The sequence below is a fragment of the Hymenobacter saemangeumensis genome (assembly GCF_039541835.1).
Lineage (GTDB): Bacteria > Bacteroidota > Bacteroidia > Cytophagales > Hymenobacteraceae > Hymenobacter > Hymenobacter saemangeumensis.
Genome location: NZ_BAABGZ010000020.1, coordinates 1 through 22,019, shown reverse-complemented (window position 1 = coordinate 22,019; position 22,019 = coordinate 1). Strand labels below are relative to the sequence as shown.

The window sequence follows — 22,019 nt, the reverse complement described above, 5'->3', positions numbered from 1 at the left end:
AGTAGACACGGGGCAGTGCCCTTCGGGTACGACCCCGCGCCATCACACCCGCCTGCGTCACGTCAGCGCTTAAAACGGCACCACCACTTTCACGCTCACGTTGCGGCCGGGGTTGTAGATGCCGCTGCGGCCGTTGGGTGAGCCCGCATAGTACTCGAAGTACTTCAGCCGGTTGAGGTGGGCCTGGTAGGCGGTGTCGAGCACGTTATCGACCTGCACAAACAGCTGCAGCAGGGGCTGGCCGGTGGCGCTGGTCCAGGTGGTGCCGGCGCCCAGGCCCAGCAGGGCGTAGCCGGGCGTGGCGGTTTCGGTGTTATCGAGGGCGTAGTAGCGGGTTTGGCGGGCGCTGCCGTCGAGGGTGGCGCGCAGGTAGGTGCCGCTTAGGCGGCTGGCGCGGGCCGGCAGCGTGGCGCGCAGCTCGGAACGAGTGCGCAAAGGAGGAATCAGGGGCAGGTAGCGGGCGTCGCGGCCCTGCTGCTCCAGCAGCCGGGCATCCTCGTTCAGGCCATTTACAAAGCTCAGGCTGTTGTTGAACGCCAGCCAGGGCAGGGCGGCCGGGCGCCAGTTCAGGCTGGCTTCCAGCCCGTAGAGCCGGGCAGCTGACTGCTGGAACTGGTAGGTAGTGTTGCCCGGCACGATAACGACCGGCTGCCCGGCCTCATCCAGCAGGCGGGCCTGGTAGATGAAGTTCTGCAGGTAGTTGTGAAACACCTCCACCTGCACGTCGAGCGTGGGCTGGTGCCAGAGCACACCCAGGTCCTGCTGCCAGCTGAACTCGGGCTGAAAGTCGCGGTTGCCCAGGTACACGATGTGGGCCCCGGGGTCGAGGCCGTTGGAGCCGATTTCCGGGATGTTGGGCGCCCGGTAGCCCCGGGCCAGGTTGGCGCGCAGCGTGAGCTGACTGGAGGCGGCATAGCTGCCGCCCAGGCTGGCCGACACGCCCTGGTAGCGCCGCCGGAACGCCGGAAACTGCAGATTGGCTTCGGGCGTGGTGGCCGTGGCCGCACCATCGAACCCGGTGGCAGCGTTGGGCGCCACGTAAAAGTCCTGCCAGCTTACCCAGCGGCTGTCGTAGCGCAGGCCGCCGCTCAGCTCCAGCTTGCCCAGGGGCTTTTTCAGCAGCAGGAAGCCGCCGGCGTCGAGCAGGTCGTAGTTGGGAATGGGGAAGTCGGTGGCGTTGCGGTGGCGGTTCTGCTGGCCCATGCCGTTGCTGCCCAGCGTGGCCTCAAAGCCCTGCCAGGCGGGCAGGTGGTAGCGCAGGTCGTAGGTGTAGGTGTTCAGGCGCAGGGCCAGGCCGGGCTGCTCGGGCGCGGTGGGGTGGTTGTACTCTTCCCGGTTGTTTTGCTGGGCGCCCAGCAGCAGGTGCAACTCGCCGGCCCCCAGCCGGAACTGGCTCCGGGTAAACACGCGGTAGTGCCGGATGCGCTGGTGCAAAGGCCCGATGGCATAGGACTGCAGCTCTTTCTCCGATACCAGCGGCCGGTTCTTTATATCGTCGGCATCGCCTTCGGCCACCTGCCGGGTGAAGCGCCGGCTCAGGGAGTCGCGGCTGCCGTCGGGTATCTCCTGCTGGTTGTCGTACAGGGTCAGGTACCAGTGCGAGCTGCCCCAGGCCTTGCTTACCCCGGCCATGCCGGTCAGCGTCTGCTCCCGGAAGCCGGTGTTGTACACCAGGCCGTCCACGCGGTTGCGGTAGTCGTGGGCCAGGCGGTGGCTGCCGCGCAGACTGGTCTGGAAGCCGTTCTTCTGGTAGTTCAGGCCCAGAGAATTACCAATCAGGCCGTTGTTCGACTGGTACTCGCTCAGCACCTCGCCTTTCAGGCGGCCCTGGGGGCCGCTGGGCAGGCCGGGCAGCAGGTTCACCACGCCGGCCACGGCATCGGAGCCGTAGAGCAGGCTGGCCGGGCCCTTCACCACTTCCACCCGCTCAATGTCGTAGCCGTCGACTTCCACGCCGTGCTCGTCGCCCCACTGCTGGCCTTCCTGGCGCAGGCCATTGTACATGGTCAGCACCCGGTTGTAGCCCAGCCCCCGGATAAAGGGCTTCGACACGTTGGGCCCGGTGGTGACGGCCGTCAGCCCCGGAATGCCGCGCACAGCGGCGTCAATCACGTTGGTGTTGGCGTTGAGGCTGATTTCGCGCCGGCCCAGGGCCGCAATGGGTACGGGGCTGCGCCGGATTTCGGTAGCCCGCGACACCCCCGTCACCACTACCTCCGTCAGCTCGGCCGCGGTGGCCGTGAGGGTGATGTCCAGCTCCTTGCGCTGCCCGTCCTGCAGGGTTTCCGCGCGGCTTACGGTGGTGTAGCCCACGGCACTCACCTGCAGCTGCACCGTGCCGGCCGGTACCTCGGCCAGGGTAAAGCGGCCATTGGCATCGGCCGTGGTGCCGAGGGTGGTGCCCGGCACCGCCACGCTGGCAAACGGCACGCCTTGTTTGGTATCGCGCACGGTACCGGTGAGCGTGGCCGTCTGGGCCCATAGCCACTGGGGAAATAGCAGGAGCAAAAGGAGCAGAGCTTGTTTCATAGCAAATAGCGCGGATAAAAGGTTGTTTTTAATAGATAAGCGGGGTTTGACATCAGGACTTTTTACTGGCTTTTTGGGGTCATTTCCATTGAAAATCGAGCAAGACCATTAAACCAATTCCTAAGCACTAAGCACCAGGCATTAAGCACCGATACCCAGGCACTACTTCAGCCATTCTACTGCCATCTGCCACAGCAGAAAGGCGTTGAGCACAATGATGATGGCCGACACTACCCAGGCCACGGTTCGAACCAGCGGGCTGTTGACAAACACGCCCATCTTGGCGCGGCTGCTGGTAAAGAGCACCAGCGGCACCACCGCGAAGCTGAGCTGCAGCGACAAAATCACCTGGCTGAGCACCAGCAGGTCGGTGGTGGCGGCATCGCCGTACACCAGCGTCACCACCAGGGCCGGCACCACGGCAATGGAGCGGGTGATAAGCCGCCGCATCCAGGGCTTGAGCTTGAGGTCCAGGAAGCCTTCCATCACAATCTGCCCGGCCAGGGTGCCGGTCAGGGTCGAGTTCTGGCCCGAGGCCAGCAGCGCCACGGCAAACACGGTGCTGGCCGCGCCGGCGCCCAGCACCGGGGCCAGCAGCTTGTAGGCATCCTGAATTTCCTCCACCTGAAACATGCCCCGCCGGTTGAAGGCGGCCGCGGCCAGAATCAGAATGGCGGCATTCACGAAAAAAGCCAGAAACAGCGCCACCGTGGAATCGATGGTGGCAAACTTGATGGCCATGCGCTTGCCGGGCTCGGTCTGCTCAATCTGCCGGGTCTGCACGATGCTGGAGTGCAGGTAGAGGTTGTGCGGCATCACGGTAGCGCCCAGGATGCCAATGGCGACATAGAGCATCTGCGGGTTGGTCACCACCCGGGGCTGGGGCACCAGGCCCTGCAGAATGGCGAAATAGTCGGGGTTGGAAACAATGATTTCGTACACGAAGCAGCCAAAAATCAATACGATGAGCCCGGCCACGATGCTCTCAATTACCCGAAAGCCCCGGCTTTGAAACAGCAGCACCACCAGCACGTCGAGAATGGTGAGCACCACGCCCCAGGCCAGCGGCAGCCCAAACAGCAGGTTCAGGGCAATGGCCGAGCCGATGACTTCGGCCAGGTCGCAGGCGGCAATGGCCACCTCGCACAGCACCCACAGCACCATGGCCACCGGCTTGGAGTAATGGTCGCGGCAGGCCTGGGCCAGGTCGCGCCCGGTCACGATGCCCAGCTTGGCGGCCAGGTGCTGCAGCAGCATGGCAAACAGGTTGGAAATCAGTATCACCGACAGCAGGGTGTAGCCAAACTTGGCCCCGCCCTGGATATCGGTGGCCCAGTTGCCCGGGTCCATGTAGCCGACGGCCACCATCAGGCCGGGCCCCCAGAAGGCCATGAGCTTGCGCCAGAAGGAGGCGCTGGCATCCGGCACCCGAATGCTGGCGTACACCTCGCTCAGCGAGTTGCTGCGGCGGGCGTGGCGCCAACCCGGCTCTGCCCCCGGGGTAGCCACTGCCTTGGTTGCAGGAATTGATTTATTGGAAGGAAGCACGTTGGCGTTGTAAGTCTGCGGCAAAGTTCGCAATTTTTAGACTAACCTAAAAATATTTTTAAACCGCCTTAAATACTGTTTTTTTCAGAAAAGGTTGCACTCATTCTGCATTATCTGAAATAGCCGACCTTTGCTGCCGCTTTAACTCTCCCCATGACGCCTACCCAAACCAAGCGCCGCCTGGGCCTGCTTTCCCTCGTGGTGAGTGCCGGGCTGGTTGCCGTTAAGTTTTATGCCTACCACCTCACGCACTCCCAGGCGGTGCTGACGGACGCGCTGGAAAGCATTATCAATGTGTTTACCAGCGGCTTTGCTTTGTACAGCCTCTACCTGGCCGGCCTGCCCAAAGACGAAAACCACCCCTACGGCCACGGCAAGGTAGAGTACCTCTCCATTGGCTTCGAGGGCGCCCTGATTGTAATCGCCGGCCTGTTCATATTCTACAGCGCCACGCTCAGCCTCATTCACCCCCATGCGGTGGCTCAGCCCGACTGGGGCGTGGCCCTGCTGTCTTTCACTGCGCTTATCAATCTGGCAGTGGGATTGGTACTTACCCGGGCCGGCAAGCGCCTGCAGTCGGTGGCGCTGGTGGGCGACGGGCAGCACCTCTACCTCGATGCCCTCAGCTCCCTGGGCTCGAGCGCGGCACTGGTGCTGGTGGCGGCCACCGGCATTGTGCAGTTCGACGGCGCGGCAGCGCTGCTGCTGGGCATCTTCATTCTGGTGAATGGCTACCGCATGCTGCGCCACTCGGTGTCGGGCCTCATGGACGAGGCCGACTCGGCCATTGTGAGCCAGGTAATTGCCGAGCTGCAGGCCCGGCGGCGCCCTTCGTGGATTGACGTGCACAACCTGCGCGTGCAGCGCTACGGCGCCAACCTGCACATCGACTGCCACATGCAGATGCCCTACTACTTCAGCCTGGAGCAGATTCACACCGAGCTGCACGACATCGAAGAGCTGATTCGTACCCACTTTGCCGTCGACGTCGAGATGTTTGTGCACGCCGACCCCTGCACCTTCAAGGCCTGCTCGCTGTGCCGCATGCCCGACTGCCCGGTGCGGCAGCATCCCTTTCAGCATGCCGTGGAATGGAACCTGGGCAATGCCGTTCGCAACGAGCGCCACACCCTCAAGCCGCCCGCAACGGTAGCCGATAAGCCATAAAAAAAGGCCGCGCAGTGCGCGGCCCTTTTTCGTGGCAGAGGGTGAGGCGGGCTTACTGGCCGCGCACGATTTCAACCCAGCCTTTGGTCTTGTTACCCGTCCGGTCGGTCAGGTAGTAGTAGTACACGCCATCGGGCTGGCCTTTGCCGTCCCAGGTGTTCTGGTAGGCGTTGAACTCTTCTACTTTGCGGCCCCAGCGGTTAAAGATTTCCAGCTTGCCGTTGTACTGGTCGGAGTTCACGACGAACACGTCGTTGAGGTTGTCACCGTTGGGCGTGATGATGTTCGGCACCTGGATGTTGGGCACAAACACGGTGCGCTGGAAGGAGTTTTCGGGGCAGTTGGCACCAGCGGCACGGGTGTACACCGTTTGCTTGATGATGTAGTAGCCGGATTCTCTCAGGCCCGGCGTAACTACCTCCGCGTTGGCGCTACGCTCGGTGGAGAACTGCACCGGGGCTTCGGTTACGGCCTGGCCCTGGGCGTTGCGCACGCGCTGGTAGGTCCACACGGCGCTTTCAATCTGGAAGTTGTTGTTGGCCGGGTTCAGCGCGGCCGTGTTGCGGAACTTGAACACCACCGGCGGAATCAGCGAGCGGCTGCCGGGGCGGGCCGAGATGGAGTCGAGGCGGGCGAAGCCGGCCACTGCGGCCGGAGCTACGCGCAGCTGAATCTGCGAGGTAGCTTCGCAGTCGTAGCTGCGGTTGCCGCGGGCCACTACGGTATACGTACCAGCAGCGGTCGGGCGCACCGTAACGGTCTGCCCGGTGGTGTTTGCCGGTACACCCGGGCCGGTCCACTCGTAGGTGTACACGTCCGTCAGGTTGTCGTTGCGCGTGGCCGTGGCCGTCAGCACAATGGCATTGCCGGGGCACACCTCCTGGTTGTTGGCGGCAATGCTCACCGTAGGCTCGGGCACTACGCGCACCAGAACCGAGGAGGTATCGGCGCACACGCCAATCTGGAAGCCGTTGTCGGGGTTCACGTTGAGGCGGTAGCGGGTGGTTACCAGCGGAGCAACCGTGATGTTGCGGGTGTTGGCCGCGCCCACGATGCCGTTACCAGTCCAGGCGTAAGTGTAAGTCTGCAGGCGGCCGTTGGTGGAGTCCGGCCGGCCGATGGAGCCTTGCAGGGTGAGGCGGCCGCCGGGGCACACCGACGCCACGTTGGTGTTACCCAGGCCCGACATGCCCACGGCAGTGGAAGCCAGGGCAAGGTCGCGGCGGGTGGGCGCGATACGCACCACCAGTACCCGGGTCTGCAGACCGCGCACGGGGCAGCCATTGTCCTGAATCTGGAAGGGAATGCGCAGCACGCGGCCCGCGAAGGCCGGCGAGGGCTGGAACAGGAAGCGGGCTACCGGACGGCTGGTGCCGTTGCCAATCAGGGTGTAGGTGCCAATGTCGCCACTCTCCAGGATGTTGGTGTTGATGTCGCCTACCCCCGTGTAGGTTACCGTCAGCAGGTCCTGGGGGTCAGGGTCGGTGAAGCGCACAAATACCTGCGAGTAGTTGCAGGGCTGAATGGTTACCTCCAGCGAGTCCACGGTCTGGGTGATGGTGGTGCCGGCGCCCGGCGTAACCGGCGTGCCGGTGGGGTTCTGGGGCACGTTGTTGAGGCCCTGAATGATGATAACCACGATTTCGCGGCGCACCGAGCCCACCAGGAAGCGGCGGTTGCCAAAGCCGGGCAGGCGGCGGTACTCGTCAACCTTGCCCACTACCACGTACTTGTTGTCGCCGGCGCTGGGGGCCGTATTGATGTAGCGGGGGGTGGTGAAGGTAAACTGACCAGCGCCCGCGTCGAAGCTGAACAGGTTGGTGGTGCCTTGCAGCACGGGGCACATGCCGGAGGTGTTAAAGCCGACGGCAATAGGCAGGGCAGCGGTAAAGGACGAAGGCGTGTTGGCCGGGGGCAGGATGTAGCAGGGCGGGTTGCTGCCGGGCACCAGAACCGGGCCGCTGCCGGGGTAGGGCTTGTAAGCCACCGGCACGTTGCACTGGTCCAGGGGGGTAGTCAGCGAGTACACCAGCGAGTCGGTGCTGGGGGCCACCGGGGTGTTGTTGGGGTCGGTGGTGTTGAAGCCGATGGTGGTGCGCTGGTTTACATACACGAAAGGCACGGGAATGTCCAGGGGTGAATACTGGGCCGAGCTGTTCTGAATGTCTACGTTCTGGCCGTTCACCACAATGCGGTTGTTCAGGGTGGCTTCGTAGCGGAAGTTGCCCTGGCCCTGCAGGTTGGCCGTGCTGGGGCGGCAGCAGATTTCAGTGCTCATCGTCCACTGGCCCGGGGCGATGGTGATGGTACCCGTGCGGTACTGCTCCGTCTCGTAGTTGGGCAGGGAAGCATTAGAAGTACAAGCAGCCATGGGCTGCTGGGCCGGGCAGTACTGAGTGCCCACCGAGATGGAGTTGGGCACCGGGTTCATGGGGTAGGTAGGAGCTGGCGTGGCCGTGCAGCTGGTCGAAGGCCGCACGGTCAACGTCATGGAGCCGGGCAGGCCGGCCCCGGAGCAGTCGCGGTACAGGTACAGCGTTACCACGTACTGGTTGGGGCCTACGTTCACGTAGGTGAGCTGCCCGCCCAGGATGTGGGAGGCGCGGGCCTGCTGGATACCGGCCAGGGCCAGGCACCAACTTAGCAGCAGGAGGGTGGTGGAATGTAGTAATTTCTTCATGGTTGCTTGAAGAGGGGTTGGGAGTGAGAAAATGTACGCTGTAGGGTGAGAGGGAGGTATTCGAAAGCTAAAGATACGGCCGTTTGCCAGGCCTGAAAATTTGGCTTCGGAAGGATTATTACAAGCAAAATACGAGCCAAAAACCCTGAAAAAACGAGAATTGGGAACTAATTTTCAAAGTTCAAAAAGTATCAGGAATTCTTCCTAGTTTTCAAAGCCGCTTCGGCTTTTGTCAGCTGCCCTGCAAATTCGGCTTAGGCCATCTGCCGGGCAGTGAGGCCAGTTCCAACCGGCTTTTCCTGCTCACCTTTTTCCCACCCGCCTTCTCTATGCTGAAACTTTACCCATTCCGGGCGCCGGCCTTACCCCTGCTCCGTAGCTGTATTGGCCTGCTCGGGCTGCTCCTTTGGGGGCCCGCTGCACTGGCCCAGCCCACCTCGTACTGCACGGCCAACCTGGGGGCCTGGTGCGGGGCCGGCAACGCCAACATCAACCTGGTGGCCATCCCGGGTACGCCGCTCAACAACCCCAACACCACCTGCAACACGGTGAATGGCAGCGGCTACACCCTGTGGCCGGCATCGGGCAGCACCACGGCCACCCTGCTGCGGGGCCTCAGCTACCCGGTAAGCGTGATGACCCCCGAAGCTGGCATCATCTCGGTATGGGTCGACTGGAACCAGAACGGGCTGTTCGAAGCCAGCGAGTGGACGCAGGTAACAACGGCTTCCACGGCTGGACAGGCGGCGTCGGCCACCATAACGGTGCCGGCCACGGCCGTGCTGGGCCCTACCGGCCTGCGGGTACGCTCCCGCCTGAGCGGCAACCCCAACGCCGCCGGCGATGCCTGCCTCACCATGGGCTCGGGCGAGACCGAAGACTACATCGTAACCATTGGTGGCGCTCCGGCCTGCGCGCCGCCCACCGCCCTCAACGTCAGCAGCATCGGCACCACTACGGCCACGCTTACCTTCAGCGGCGCCTCCAATGGCACCGCCGTGGGCTATACCGTGCAGTACGGCCCCGCCGGCTTTACCCCCGGGGGCATGGGCAGCACCTCAGTTGCGAGCACCAGCACTTCGGTACCGGTGACGGGCCTGAACGCCAATACCGCTTACCAGTTCTATGTAAGCAAGGACTGCGGCGGCGGGCAGCTCAGCCAGCTGGCCGGCCCCTTCACCTTCCGCACGGCTTGCGTGCCGCCCACCTACGCCAGCCTGCCGGTGTCGGAAAGCTTTGAGACGGCCTGGGCCAGCGTGTGCGACACCCGCGACGCGCCCAGCACTTTCTGGCGCACGGCCCCCTTCACCGGCAACAGCTCCTGGCGCCGCGACGACGACGGCGCTTCGGCCGGCTGGACCAGCCCCACCGTGGGCGTGTACGCACCCACGGGCAGCCAGGGCAGCCGCTCGGCCCGCTTTCACAGCTACTACGCCGCGGCCAACGACGTTGGGGCCCTCGACCTGTACGTGGACCTGAGCGGGGCCCTCAACAAACTGCTGCGCTTCGACTACCTCAACACGGCCGGCAACGACTCCCTGCTCGTGCAGGTGTCGACGAACGGGGGCGCCACCTTCGGGGCTCCACTGCTGCGCCTGGGCCTGAGCGGTACCGTAACCCAGGGCTGGCAGCCCAGCAACGTCAGCATCACCTCTGCTTCGGCCACTACCGTTATCCGCTTCCTGGGCAAGGTCACTGGCACATTCACTTCCGACATCGGCCTGGATAACGTGCGGCTGGAAGTGCTGACCGGTATCCCCAGCTGCGCCACCAACCTGAGCCCCGCCAACGGCAGCACCGGCGTGCAGCGCCCCGTCACCCTGACCTGGCAGAACGGCACTGGTGGCATCGCCACGGGCTACGACGTGTACTTTGGCAGCAGCGCCACCTCGCTGACGCTGGTTAGCAGCAACCAGCCCGGCACCAGCTATGCCATAGCTACTTCGCTGGCCGGCAACACCACCTACTACTACCAGGTGGTGTCCCGCAACGCCAACGGCGCAGCCACCGGCTGCCCCGTGCAGAGCTTCACCACCAATAACGTCTTTGCCTACTGCAACAGCAACCTGGGCGCGTACTGCGGCACCGGCAACGCCAACATCTCGGGGGTAGCCATCACCAACACCACGCTGAACAACCCCAACACCACCTGCAACACGGTGAATGGCAGCGGCTACACCCTCTGGCCGGCGGCCGGCAACACCACGGCCGCACTTTCTCCCGGGGTTTCCTACCAGGTGAGCGTGACTACGGCCGAGGCCGGCATCATCTCGGTGTGGTTCGACTGGAACCAGAACGGGCAGTTCGAAGCCAGCGAGTGGACGCAGGTGACAACGGCTTCCACCGCCAACCAGCCGGCTTCGGTCAACATCATGGTGCCGGCGTCGGCCCTGCCAGGCCAGACCGGCATGCGGGTGCGCTCCCGCCTGAGCGGCAACCCCAATGCCGCTGGCGATGCCTGCGCCCTGATGGGTTCGGGCGAGACCGAAGACTACATTATCACCGTGGGGCCGCCGCCGGCCTGCGCGCCGCCCATTAACCTGGCTGTTACGAACGTGTCGACCACCACGGCCACGCTTACCTTCAGCGGCGCCACCAATGGCACCGCCGTGGGTTATACCGTGCAGTACGGCCCCGCCGGCTTTATGCCGGGCGGTGCCAACAGCACCACGGTGAACACCAGCAGCACCACAGTGCCGGTAACAGGCCTGCTGCCCAACACAGCTTATCAATTTTACGTGACCAAAGACTGCGGCGCAGGCCAGAGCAGCTTCCCCAACGGACCGTTCTCCTTCCGCACCCTTTGCCTGGCTCCGGTGTACGCGTCGCTGCCCGTTATTCAGAGCTTTGAAAATGCCTGGACTAATGGCTGCGACACCCGCGACATTCCCAATACCAGCTGGCGCAACAGCCCGGCCACCGGCAACAACTCCTGGCGCCGCGACGACGACGGCACCGCTGGGGCCTGGGTTGGCCCCGCCCTGGGCATGTACACCCCAGCCGCCAGCCAGGGTGCCCGCTCGGCCCGCTTCCATACCTACAACGTGCCCCGCGGCAACGAGGGCATGCTCGACCTGTTTGTGAACCTGGGCATGCCCGGTCCGAAGCGCCTCAGCTTTGACTTTATCAACACCACGGGCACCGACTCCTTGTATGTAGAGCTGTCGGACAATTCCGGCGGCACGTACACGCGGCTGGCCCGCCTGGGCTTGAGCGGCACGTCGGGCTTCAGCTCCCAGGTGGTTAACATCAACAGCACCTCGGCTACGGCCGTGCTACGCTTCCGCGCCAAAGGCGACTTCGGCGTAACCGACATCGGCCTCGACAACCTGGTGCTGGAGTCGGCCACGGGCTGCCTCACCCCGGCCCAGCTGTCGGCTACCACCACCACCACCGCGGCCTCGCTGTCCTGGCTGACGGGCGGCACGGGAACCTACACGGTAGAGTACGGCCCCACCGGCTTCACCCCCGGCACGGGCACCGCAGTAAGCGGCCTCACGGCCCCGCCCTACGCCCTGACGGGCCTCACTCCCGGCACTACCTACCAGTTCTACGTCACGCTGAACTGCGCCGGGGGCAACTCGGGCACGGCCGGCCCGGCCAGCTTTACCACCCAGATTGTTAACGACGAGCCCTGCGGCGCAACCGTGCTGACGCTGAACAACACCTGCGTACCCACGGCCACCACCACCTTTGGCGCTACGGCCACCTCCAGCATTCCGGCCGGCACCTGCGCCAACTTCCCCACCACGGCTCCGCTCGATGTGTGGTTCCGCTTTACGACAGCCGCCAGCGGGCCCACCAGCACCAGCGTGCGCATCAGCGTAAACGGGGCGCCGGCAAACACCGTGCGGGCTTACTCGGCAGCCAGCTGCAACGGGCCGTTTGCCTTCCTGGCCTGCTCGTCGGCGGCCAACGGCACCACGGCCGCCCCCAACCTTGATTTGACCGGCCTGATGCCCAACACCACTTATTATGTGCGGGTGGGCTCTTACAGCACCACCTCGGCCCTGGGCAACTTCACCATCTGCGCCTCGCCGGTGCCCAACTGCCCCGACCCGGCCGGCCCCGCCGCCGGCAGCCTCACCAACAGCACGGCCCAGCTGAGCTGGAACGCCTCGCCGGCCAGCGGCAGCACGTTCACGGTAGTGTATGGGCCCACCGGCTTCAACCCCGCTACGGGCGGCACCACGGTTACGGGCATCACCGGCAACGGCACCACACTCACCGGCCTCATGGCCAACAGTACCTACCAGTTCTACGTGCAGCAGATTTGCGGCGGCTTCAACGGCAGCAGCACGCTGGTAGGCCCCGTGAGCTTCACCACGCCGCTGACAGCGCCCAGCAACGACGAGCCCTGCGGCGCCCTGCCCCTGATGAACGGCACCCTGAATGCCTCCAATGTGGGCGCCACCACTACGCAGGCCGCCGGCATCACCCTGCCAGCCTGCTCGCCCTCGGCCGCACCCAAGGACGTCTGGTTTATCATGACGCCCGCGGGCAGCAGCACCACGCTCACGCTCACGGGTAACCCCGCCGGCATGGTCCGCGTGTACTCCGCCGCGACCTGCAGCGGCCCCTTCGCCATGGTGGCCTGCCAGTCGTCGGGCAGCAACAACACGGGCTTCTCGTCGCCCATCTCCTTGATGGGTCTCACCCCCGGCCAGCGCTACTACGTGGCCGTCTCGGGCTTCGGCAGCTCCGATACCAATGGGGCATTCTCGCTGGCGGCTACCAACCTGCTGGCCACGCGCGCCCAGGCCGAGACCACTGCCCTGGTGGTCTACCCCAACCCCAGCAGCAGCGGCCAGCTCACCCTGCGCCTGGAAGCAGCCCCCGCCGCCGGCCAGGCCGTGCTGGTGAACGCCCTGGGCCAGCAGGTGCGCGCCCTGGCCCTGCCCGCCGGTGTGCTTGAGCACACGCTCAGCACCCGCGGCCTGGCCGCCGGCATCTATACCCTGCACGTGCAGCGCGGCAGCGAACTGCTCTCCCGCAAAGTCGTTATCGAGTAACCGCCTCGCATCTCCTGAAAAGGCCGCTCCGGACCCGGAGCGGCCTTTTTTATTGCGCCAGGACTGTTAATCCGGCCGCTGCTCAGCAAGAACACGACCGCAGCGTCGATAAAATGAGAAACTGTGCCCGGCCACGTTGCGGCTTATCAGGGACGTGCTTAATTTGTTGCGCTTAACTTAAGGGCCGCAAAGTAGGTTGCTGGTCCTCGGGGCCAATTGCCTGCTCACTTTCCCTCACCCCCTATTACCCACATCATGAACACACCCTTACACAAGCTCTTAGCCAGCCGTCTGAGTAAGGCGCTGGTCATTGCCGGCCTGCTGCTGGGCAGCCAGGCGGCCCTGGCCCAGGTCGACACCTATCAGTTTGCCGCCAGCGGCGGCACCTTCACCCCCCTGACAGGCGGCACCACCGTTTCCAGCATTCAGTCCGACGACGCGCTGTCGGCTTCCCTGCCCATCGGCTTCTCCTTCACTTTCGATGGGGCCATGCATACGCAGGTGAAAGCCTCATCCAATGGCTGGCTGACCTTTAACCAGGCGGCTTCGTCGAACAGCCTCAACAACGACTTGGATAACGGCACCGCTGCCGAGCGCCCGCGCGTAGCGCCCTACTGGGACGACATGCACGGCGGGCAGGGCACGGCCTCCTACGCTACCACGGGCACGGCGCCCAACCGCGTGTTCACCTTCGAGTGGCTCAACTGGTACCGCTTCGGCAACACCGGCGGCCCTTCAATTTCCTTCCAGGTAAAGCTGTTCGAAACCACCAACGTCGTGCAGTTTGTGTACCGCCAGGAGCCAACGCCCATGACCGGGGCCTCGGCCTCTATTGGCCTTTCCGGCACCGGCATGGGCACGGGTTCTTTCCTGAGCCTGAGCGACGCCGTGGCCAACCCCTCGGTTAGCTCTACTACCGAGTTCGACATGATTATGAACAAGCCCCCGACGGGCCAGATTTACCAGTTCACGCCGCCCGTGCCCAGTGCCTGCCCCACGCCGCGCAACCTCACGGCCACGGTGAGCGGCGTTACGGCTACTGTAAACTGGACCGTTGCCAGCGGCGGCGGCACCTTCTCGGTTATCTACGGACCTACCGGTTTTAACCCGGCTACGGGCGGCACTACGCTGGGCCCTATCACCGGCAACAGCACCATCATCAGCAACCTGGCGCCCGGCAGCTACCAGTTCTACGTGCGCCAGAACTGCGGCGGCACCGCTGGCAACAGCAACCTGTCGAGTGCCGGCGGCTTCTCAGTAGCCTGCCCCAGCCCCACCGCCCTGTCGGCTGGTATGCTCACCAACACCACGGCGGCGCTAAGCTGGGCTTCCCCCTCCACCATGGGCGCTACGTTCACTATTATCTACGGTCCTACCGGGTTTAGCCCCACTACCGGCGGCACGCGCGTAACCGGTATCACCGGCACCTCCCATACCCTGACGGGCCTGATGCCCAACACGGCTTACCAGTTCTACGTGCAGCAGGTGTGCCTGGGCGGCGGCACCGGCACCATTGCCGGCCCTGCCAGCTTCACCACGCCGCTGACGGCGCCGAGCAACGACGAGCCCTGCGGCGCCCTGGCCCTGACCGGCAACAACATCACGGCCTCCAACGTGGGGGCCACCACCACGCAGGCCACGGGCATCACCCTGCCGGCCTGCTCGCCCTCGGCCGCGCCCAAGGACGTCTGGTTTACCATGACGCCCACCGGCACGAGCACCTCGCTCACCCTCACCGGCAACCCCGCCGGTATGGTGCGTGTGTACACCACGGCTGACTGCGCCAACGGCCCCTTCGCCATGGTGGCCTGCCAGGCCAGCGCCGGCAACAACCAGAGCGTGGGCACGGTCAGCCTGACCGGCCTCACGCCTGGCCAGCGCTACTACGTGGCCGTCTCGGGCTTCGGCAGCTCCGATACCAACGGCACGTTCACCATCAGCGGCACGGCCCTGGCCACGCGCGCCCAGGCCGAGACCGCGGCCCTGGTGGTCTACCCCAACCCCAGCAGCAGCGGCCAGCTCACCCTGCGCCTGGAAGCGGCCCCCGCCGCCGGCCAGGCCCTGCTGGTGAACGCCCTGGGCCAGCAGGTGCGCGCCCTGGCCCTGCCCGCCGCAACGCTTGAGCACACGCTCAGCACCCGCGGCCTGGCCGCCGGCATCTACACCCTGCGCGTGCAGCGCGGCAGCGACCTGCTCTCCCGCAAGGTCGTTATCGAGTAACCGCCTCGCATCTCCTGAAAAGGCCGCTCCGGACCCGGAGCGGCCTTTTTTGTTTTTTGCAGTTCGCTTTTATTCAATTAGACAGAATAAATAATGATAAATCGAGACTTGTTTTATACATTTCAACGTCCAAAAAATATATTGGCAGCTTGTATCTGCTGCTTACCCGAGTATTTCCCCTTCACCCTAACCCTTTTCTAACACCCTATGAGCATATTCTTACCCCCCAGCTGGCGCGGCCGGCTTGGCAGCTCGCTGCTGCTACTGGGCAGCCTGCTGCTAGGCAGCCAGGCGGCTCAAGCCCAGGTCGACACCTACCAGTTTGCGGCTAGCAGCGGCACCTTCACCCCCCTGGTGGGGGGTACCACTGTTGCGAGCATACAGACGGATGATAACCTCTCGGCGGTCCTGGCGCTGCCCTTTCCTTTCACCTTCGACGGCGCGGTGCACACGCAGTTCATGGTCTCGTCAAACGGCTGGCTTACGTTTAACACAATGGCCAGCTCCAACAACCTGACCAACGAGCTGGCCATCGGCCCAGCTACCGAGCGCCCGCGCGTAGCGCCCTACTGGGACGACATGCACGGCGGGCAGGGCACGGCCTCCTACGCTACCACGGGCACGGCGCCCAACCGCGTGTTCACCTTCGAGTGGCTGAACTGGTACCGCTACGGGAACAGCGGCGGCCCTTCAATTTCCTTCCAGGTAAAGCTGTTCGAAACCACCAACGTCGTGCAGTTCGTGTACCGCGACGAGCCTGCGGCCATCACCAATGCGTCTGCTTCCATTGGCTTGTCAGGCACCGGCATGGGCCCGGGCTCCTTCCTGAGCGTGAGCGATGCCGTGGCCAACCCCTCGGTTAGCTCCACCATGGAGTACGACATGATTGCCTCGGAGCCGCCCACCGGGCAGGTATATCAGTTCACGCCGCCCGTGCCCAGTGCCTGCCCCACCCCCCGTAACCTCACCGCTACGGTAACCACCAACTCGGCCGTGTTGAACTGGAGCGTGACCAACGCCTCGCCGGGCCCGTTCACGGTGCGCTACGGCGCCCCGGGCTTCAACCCCACCACTGGCGGCACCCCCATCACCGGCATCACCGGCACCAGCACCACCATCACCGGCCTGACCCCCAACACGGCCTACCAGTTTTATGTAACGCAGAACTGCGGCGGCACGGCCGGCCACAGCAACCAGTCGAGCGCCGGGGGATTCACCACCAACCCCAATCCGGCGGCTAACGACAACTGCGCCAACGCCATTGTGCTTCCTGTCTCCATGGCCTGCACCACGCCGCTCACCGGCACTGTGTTCGGGGCCACGCAAAGCCAGCCAGCTACTACCAACTGCGGGTTCGGCATCAACTCGGCCAATGACGTGTGGTACCGGTTCACGGCAACCGGCACCTCGCATACCATTACCATGACCTCCCAGTTTGGGGCCGTATTCGATGTGCTGTCGGGCACCTGCACCACCAACACCAGCGTGTACTGCAACACCGTGGCGGGCGGCGGCAGCAGCAGCCGCACCTTAGGCGGCCTCACCGCGGGCCAGCAGTACTTCCTGCGGGTGTACTCGTCGGGCCCTGCCCCGGCGGCCAGCAGCAGCAGCTTCACGCTTTGCATCGTGCCCGGCCCGGCTACTCCCGCCAACGACGAGTGCGCCGGCGCCCTCAACGTACCGGTGCAGTATGGCACCATGTGCATCAGCCAGACGGCGGCCGACAACACGGCGGCTACTGCTTCGGCCGGGGTGCCGGCCCCGGGCTGCGCCTCTTATGTCGACAAGGACATCTGGTTCCGCGTAACCGTGCCGGCCAGCGGCACCCTCACCCTGCAGACGGTAAGCCCCACCGGCGGCTCGCAGATATCCGACACTGGCCTGGCCGTGTACTCGGGCACCTGCAACAACCTGAGCCTGGAGGACTGCGACGACGACAGCGGCAGCAATGCCTACTCCCTTATCAACGTGACCAACCGCATGCCCGGCGAGGTGCTTTACATCCGGGCCTGGGCCTACGCCGGCAGCAACACCGGGCTCATTGCCGTGTGCGCTACGTCTCCCTCCAACTGCCCCATCCCCACAGGCCTGGCCGCGGCCAACCTTACCAACACCACCGCCCAGCTGAGCTGGACGGCCGGGGGGACGGTAGGCGCCGGCGACACGTTTGAGCTTGAGTACGGCGCGCAGGGCTTCATGATTGGGACGGGAACGGCGGTTACGGCCCTCACGGCCAGCAGCTACCAGCTCACCGGCCTGATGCCCAACACCGGCTACTGCTTCTACGTGCGCCAGAACTGCGGCGCCGCCAACGGCAGCAGCACCTACGCCGGTCCCTTCTGCTTCACCACGCCGCTGACGGCGCCGAGCAACGACGAGCCCTGCGGCGCCCTGGCCCTGACCGGCAACAACATCACCGGCACCAACGTGGGGGCCACCACTACGCAGGCCACGGGCATCACCCTGCCGGCCTGCTCGCCCTCGGCCGCGCCCAAGGACGTCTGGTTCACCATGACGCCCACCGGCACGAGCACCTCGCTCACCCTCACCGGCAACCCCGCCGGTATGGTGCGTGTGTACAGCGCGCCCAGCTGCAGCGGCCCCTTCGCTTTGGTGGCCTGCCGGGCCAGCGCCGGCAACAACCAGAGCGTGGGCACGGTCAGCCTGACCGGCCTCACCGCGGGCCAGCGCTACTACGTGGCCGTCTCGGGCTTCGGCAGCTCCGACACCAACGGCACGTTCACCATCAGCGGCACGGCCCTGGCCACGCGCGCCCGGGCCGAGACCGCGGCCCTGGTGGTCTACCCCAACCCCAGCAGCAGCGGCCAGCTCACCCTGCGCCTGGAAGCGGCCCCCGCCGCCGGCCAGGCCGTGCTGGTGAACGCCCTGGGCCAGCAGGTGCGCGCCCTGGCCCTGCCCGCCGCAACGCTTGAGCACACGCTCAGCACCCGCGGCCTGGCCGCCGGCATCTACACCCTGCGCGTGCAGCGCGGCAGCGACCTGCTCTCCCGCAAAGTCGTTATCGAGTAACTGACGCGGACGAACGCGGCATAAAAAAGGAGCGCCGGGCAGTAGCTCGGCGCTCCTTTTTGTTTCGCTCCTACTTGGGGGTGGCAGCGCGCTTTGTGCGCAACCGCGCTTACTTCACCACCAGCCGGCGGGTGGCCGTGCCGGCTGCGCCGGAAGCCTGCACCAGGTAGGTACCGGGCCGCAGCGTGCTGAGGTTGAGCGTGGCAGTGGTAGTGGCCGGCTGCAGGGCCAGCAGCTCACGCCCCAGCAGGTCGCGCACCTGCACCGACAGGCCGGCGGCGGGCAGCTCCAGGGTGGCCTGCTGCTGTGCGGGGTTGGGCCATAGCTTGAAGTCCAGGCCGGAGGCGGGGCGGGCGCTGGCCAGGAAGGCGCGGTTTTCAAGCACCAGAATGCGGTCGGTGTTGCTGTTGCTGGTGCCGATGTACACTTTGCCCGTAGGCGACACGCACAGCGCCCGCAGGCGGCCATAGGTTCGCATATAGTACGTGCGGCCGGTGATGGCATCGCCGCTGGCATTGAGGGGCAGGTGGGCCAGCAGGTTGCCGCCGAGGCAGGCCAGCAGCAGGCTGCCCTGCCACTCGGGAATAGCGGGGTGATTGTAGTACTTCAGGGCCGCCGGCGCAACGGTGGGGGTCCAGGTGGTGAGGGGCTCGCGCACGTTGTTGGCGCTGCAGAACGCCATTTCGCCGGGCTCGTCGCACATCCCCTGCACGTTGGGCCAGCCGTAGTTGCGGCCGGGCTCCAGCAGGTTCACCTCGTCGTCGGTCGTCGTGCCGTGCTCGGAGCTGTAGATGCGGCCCGACGGCAGCTGCACCAGCCCCTGGGGGTTGCGGTGGCCCAGGGTGTACACATAGCTGCCGGGCGTGGGGTTGTTGACTGGAATGCTGCCGTCGAGGTTCATGCGCAGGCTCTTGCCGCTTAGCGAGGCCGGGTTCTGGGCATCGGCGCTCACGTTGGCGTCGCCGGTGGTCATCAGCAGGGTTTCATCGGGCAGAATAATGAGCCGGGAGCCGTTGTGGTAAAGGTTGGCGGGGATGTTGGCCAGCAGTGCCAGCGGGCTGCCCAGGGTGTTGGTGGCCACATCGTAGGTGTAGCGCACCACCTTTTCGCGGTACTGCCCGTTATTGAGGTAGTTGTACACCACGTACAGGTATGGCTGAGCCGCAAAGCGCGGGTGCAGCACCATGCCCAGCAGCCCGCCTTCGGCCTGCTGCGACACGTCCGGAATACTGAGCAGGGGCAGCACCTGCCCCGTGGCGGGGTTTACCCGGCTGATGCGCCCGCGCCGCTCGGTCATCCAGAGAAAGTTGTCGGGGCCCCAGGCCAGCTCCCACACCACATCCAGCCCGGGCGTGAGCTCCGACACGGTAACGGTGGTGCTGCCCACCGGGAAGGTGGCCAGGGCCGGGGCCTGGGCCAGCGCGGGAGCCGTGAGGCCGGCCGCCAGCAGCCCGCTTAATACAAGAGTGGTAAGGGGTTTCATCATCGGATAGTCAAGGCTTGCATGGACGTGTATTGCGGAAAGGTACTGAGTACGAGCTATACCGTAAGCCGTACGGCGACGGGACTAAGCCAACGACAAGCCGGCTGGGCTTTATGTTGCCGCCGGCCGTGCTGCGTAGCTTGCGGCGTCTTTCTGCTTCCCCTTATGTCCTTTCTCACGCTTACCAACCAGGCGGGCTTCACGCTCAGCACCGACCCGGCCCGGCTCGACGTGGCCGCCATTCACCGCTTCCTCAGCGAAGACTCCTACTGGTGCCAGCACATTCCCCGCGCCACCGTGGAGCGGGCCATTGCCCACTCCCTCAACTTCGGCCTGTATGCGCCCGACGGCCAGCAGGCCGGCTTTGCCCGCGTGGTAAGCGACCGGGCCACGTTTGCCTGGCTCTGCGACGTATTCGTGCTGCCCGCCTACCGGGGCCAGGGCCTGTCGAAGTGGCTGGTGCAGCAGGTGCTGGCCCACCCCGAGCTGCAGGGCCTGCGCCGCCACCTGCTGGCCACCCTCGACGCCCACGGCCTCTACCTGCAGCACGGCTACACGCCCCTGGCCCAGCCCGAGCGCTGGCTGGAGCGGCCCCACCCCAACCCCTACCCGGCACCCTAGCGCGGCTTCGAAGTCAGTGGATATGTAGCGTGGACTCTGCGAGTCCGCGCGGTTGAACGTTCACACGCGCGGACTCGCAGAGTCCACGCTACACCTACCGCTAACGTGGCTTTGCCGTCCGCGCTACTCCTTCCCCAGCAGCCTCTTCACCAGCAGCACCAGCTTCTCCACCACGAAGCCAATCAGCAGCCCGGCCAGGGCGCAGGCCCCGGCCTTGGCCAGCCAGGCCAGCGCCGGAATATGGGCCAGGCCCTGCTCCAGCTCGTGCAGCCAGTGCGCGGTAAGCGGGATGCCATGGGCAATGATTTCGGCCCCTACCCACAGCATGGCGGCCGTTCCCACGTAGCTCAGCAGGCTCAGAAAGCGCGGCATCAGCTTCACGATGCCGCGCCCCAGCTTTTGCACTCCGGGGTGGTACTTGTCCTGGGCCAGGTGTACGCCGATATCATCGGCCTTCACAATCAGGCCCACGAAGCCATACACGGCCACCGTAATAAAAACCGCCACGGCCAGCATGACGACAATCTGATTGACGATGGGCTGCCCGGTTACCTGGCTGTAGGCAATGGCCATAATTTCGGCCGACAGGATAATGTCGGTGCGCACGGCGCCGGCTACCCGCTGCTGCTCCAGCTCCTCGGGCGTAATCTTGGCTACCTCTTCGCTTTCCACATCTACCGCGTGGGATGGGCTGAACAGGGAGTGCACCTTTTCGTACCCTTCGAAGCACAGGTAGGCCCCACCCAGCATGAGAATGGGCGTAATGGCCCAGGGAGCAAAGTAGCCCAGCAACAGGGCCGCCGGGCTCAGGATGCATATTTTATTGATGAGCGACTTCTTTGCTATCCGGTAGATGATGGAAAGCTCCCGGGAAGGGTCGAGGCCTACAACGTACTTGGGCGTAACCGCCGTGTCGTCGATGACGATACCTGAAACCTTGCCGGTCGTTTTGGCTACCTGCGCCGGCACGTCGTCTAAGCTGGCCGCGCTTACTTTCACCAGGGCGGTAACGTCATCTAATAAGGCAAAAAGACCTGAGGGCATGTTGGGTAGCTGGGTAAATGAGTTGGCACTTGCCAGGGCTGGGGCCACGTTGCCCCGGCCCCAGCCGGCAAGTTATACGCTGATGTTACGCAGTTCGGCGCTGATGGCGCGGGGCTTTGCCCCGTGTCTACTATTTGCCGGCCTCTGGCCGGCGCGGGACCGCGCAATTAGAACGCTCTATTGCAAGTCGTTCTGCCGTTGCAGGCCAGAGCCTTTCAGGTACGAGCACTGCGAATAGTAGACACGGGCCAGGGCCCTCCGGGTACGACCCCGCGCCATCAGCGCCCACCTACCTGCTCAACACGAGTTATACGGTTTGCCGAAGCGGCTGCACATCCAACATCATCGAAGCGCCCTGCTTTACTCCCCAGGCACGCCGCTATACCCTTTACTTTCCCTGCCGCCTACTGCTTCACCAGGCGCTTAGTTACGGGGCCCTCGGCCGGCAGCAGGCGCAGGGTGTACACGCCGGCCGGCAGCCCCTGCAGCGGCAGCAAGGAGCGGGCTTCGCCGCCCTGCACGCGCAGCGTGAGCTGCTGCACCACCCGGCCCAGCCCGTCGAGCAGCTGCCCGGCAATGGGGGGCTGCGGCCGCAGCCCGCTCAGGGCCACCGTCACGTCGGCGCCCGTGGCCGGGTTGGGATACAGCTGCAGGCGCCCGGCCAGGGCCCGGGCCTGCTGGGCGG

At 65.0% G+C, this 22,019-nt stretch carries 11 protein-coding genes; 5 read left to right on the top strand and 6 right to left on the bottom strand.

The features are described from left to right. Positions 1–69: 69 nt before the first annotated feature. Together ABD919_RS10095 and ABD919_RS10090 are read right to left on the bottom strand one after the other, a co-directional pair. Entirely contained in the window at positions 70–2,529 is a 2,460-nt protein-coding gene (locus ABD919_RS10095; RefSeq protein ID WP_345235878.1) for a TonB-dependent receptor, read from the bottom strand. 162 nt (positions 2,530–2,691) lie between these two features. Continuing rightward, positions 2,692–4,038, bottom strand: coding sequence for an Nramp family divalent metal transporter (locus ABD919_RS10090; protein WP_345235994.1), 1,347 nt, complete (start codon positions 4,036–4,038; stop codon positions 2,692–2,694). Positions 4,039–4,230: 192 nt separating this feature from the next. On the opposite strand from ABD919_RS10090, the gene ABD919_RS10085 reads away from it, so the two are divergent. After that, positions 4,231–5,244, top strand: coding sequence for a cation diffusion facilitator family transporter (locus tag ABD919_RS10085; protein WP_345235877.1), 1,014 nt, complete (start codon positions 4,231–4,233; stop codon positions 5,242–5,244). A gap of 52 nt (positions 5,245–5,296) precedes the next feature. Here ABD919_RS10085 and ABD919_RS10080 read toward each other — a convergent pair whose 3' ends face one another. After that, a complete protein-coding gene (locus ABD919_RS10080) occupies positions 5,297–7,924 on the bottom strand; it encodes a T9SS type B sorting domain-containing protein (RefSeq protein ID WP_345235876.1) in 2,628 nt (875 codons plus the stop codon). A gap of 329 nt (positions 7,925–8,253) precedes the next feature. Between ABD919_RS10080 and ABD919_RS10075 the strand changes: the two genes are divergently transcribed. The 3 genes from ABD919_RS10075 (at position 8,254) to ABD919_RS10065 (ending at position 18,186) form a co-directional block, all read left to right on the top strand. Continuing rightward, positions 8,254–12,936, top strand: coding sequence for a fibronectin type III domain-containing protein (locus ABD919_RS10075; protein WP_345235875.1), 4,683 nt, complete (start codon positions 8,254–8,256; stop codon positions 12,934–12,936). A 255-nt stretch (positions 12,937–13,191) separates the two neighbouring features. Continuing rightward, positions 13,192–15,156 carry a fibronectin type III domain-containing protein gene (locus ABD919_RS10070; protein WP_345235874.1) on the top strand — a complete coding sequence of 655 codons (1,965 nt, stop codon included), beginning with the start codon at positions 13,192–13,194 and terminating at the stop codon, positions 15,154–15,156. 207 nt (positions 15,157–15,363) lie between these two features. Continuing rightward, entirely contained in the window at positions 15,364–18,186 is a 2,823-nt protein-coding gene (locus ABD919_RS10065) for a T9SS type A sorting domain-containing protein (protein WP_345235873.1), read from the top strand. Positions 18,187–18,295: 109 nt separating this feature from the next. Here ABD919_RS10065 and ABD919_RS10060 read toward each other — a convergent pair whose 3' ends face one another. Continuing rightward, positions 18,296–19,669 (bottom strand): PQQ-dependent sugar dehydrogenase, encoded by a 1,374-nt coding sequence (locus ABD919_RS10060; protein WP_345235872.1) that lies wholly within the window; start codon positions 19,667–19,669, stop codon positions 18,296–18,298. Between the two features lie 165 nt (positions 19,670–19,834). Between ABD919_RS10060 and ABD919_RS10055 the strand changes: the two genes are divergently transcribed. Then, positions 19,835–20,290, top strand: coding sequence for a GNAT family N-acetyltransferase (locus ABD919_RS10055; RefSeq protein WP_345235871.1), 456 nt, complete (start codon positions 19,835–19,837; stop codon positions 20,288–20,290). 123 nt (positions 20,291–20,413) lie between these two features. Here ABD919_RS10055 and ABD919_RS10050 read toward each other — a convergent pair whose 3' ends face one another. Beyond that, entirely contained in the window at positions 20,414–21,334 is a 921-nt protein-coding gene (locus ABD919_RS10050; protein WP_345235870.1) for a DUF808 domain-containing protein, read from the bottom strand. Positions 21,335–21,738: 404 nt separating this feature from the next. Continuing rightward, positions 21,739–22,019: T9SS type A sorting domain-containing protein (locus ABD919_RS10045; protein ID WP_345235869.1), on the bottom strand; the 281-nt coding region annotated here is incomplete at its 5' end.

Bases quoted from the DNA above. Each gene is read 5' to 3' on its own strand.
- ABD919_RS10095 (WP_345235878.1), bottom strand. From the start codon at position 2,529: ATGAAACAAGCTCTGCTCCTTTTGCTCCTGCTATTTCCCCAGTGGCTA.
- ABD919_RS10085 (WP_345235877.1), top strand. From the start codon at position 4,231: ATGACGCCTACCCAAACCAAGCGCCGCCTGGGCCTGCTTTCCCTCGTG.
- ABD919_RS10080 (WP_345235876.1), bottom strand. From the start codon at position 7,924: ATGAAGAAATTACTACATTCCACCACCCTCCTGCTGCTAAGTTGGTGC.
- ABD919_RS10075 (WP_345235875.1), top strand. From the start codon at position 8,254: ATGCTGAAACTTTACCCATTCCGGGCGCCGGCCTTACCCCTGCTCCGT.
- ABD919_RS10070 (WP_345235874.1), top strand. From the start codon at position 13,192: ATGAACACACCCTTACACAAGCTCTTAGCCAGCCGTCTGAGTAAGGCG.
- ABD919_RS10065 (WP_345235873.1), top strand. From the start codon at position 15,364: ATGAGCATATTCTTACCCCCCAGCTGGCGCGGCCGGCTTGGCAGCTCG.
- ABD919_RS10060 (WP_345235872.1), bottom strand. From the start codon at position 19,669: ATGAAACCCCTTACCACTCTTGTATTAAGCGGGCTGCTGGCGGCCGGC.
- ABD919_RS10055 (WP_345235871.1), top strand. From the start codon at position 19,835: ATGTCCTTTCTCACGCTTACCAACCAGGCGGGCTTCACGCTCAGCACC.
- ABD919_RS10050 (WP_345235870.1), bottom strand. From the start codon at position 21,334: ATGCCCTCAGGTCTTTTTGCCTTATTAGATGACGTTACCGCCCTGGTG.